This window comes from Vogesella mureinivorans, assembly GCF_007644035.1.
GTDB classification, from domain to species: Bacteria; Pseudomonadota; Gammaproteobacteria; order Burkholderiales; family Chromobacteriaceae; genus Vogesella; species Vogesella mureinivorans.
On sequence record NZ_VMTV02000536.1, the window covers coordinates 1 to 253 of the forward strand.

1 protein-coding gene is annotated in these 253 nt (G+C 48.2%); it reads right to left on the reverse strand.

Annotated features, from left to right (window positions below; translation table 11 throughout):
* On the reverse strand, window positions 1–229 hold a 229-nt coding region (locus FLQ44_RS14420; protein ID WP_206208895.1), incomplete at its 3' end, for a hypothetical protein.
* Between the last annotated feature and the right edge of the window lie 24 nt (window positions 230–253).

Sequence of the window (253 nt, forward strand, 5' to 3'; positions counted from 1 at the left end):
AGCGCCTTATCGCTGTCTGAACATAATCGCGCAGACTCATCCCTTTTGAGGCAGCCAGTTCTTGGACTTTAATGGGTACGTCTACCAGCACCATCCCAGAATTGTCGCTGACCTGATAAAGTTCATCTTCCTGCTTGACAGCCACCAGCAAGTCTGCATCCAATTTATGCAAATAGTTCAGTACCGACTCTAACTCGTGGTTTTTAAGTGCCGACTCCAGCTTGGACACGGCTGCTTGTTGTACTCCCAACTT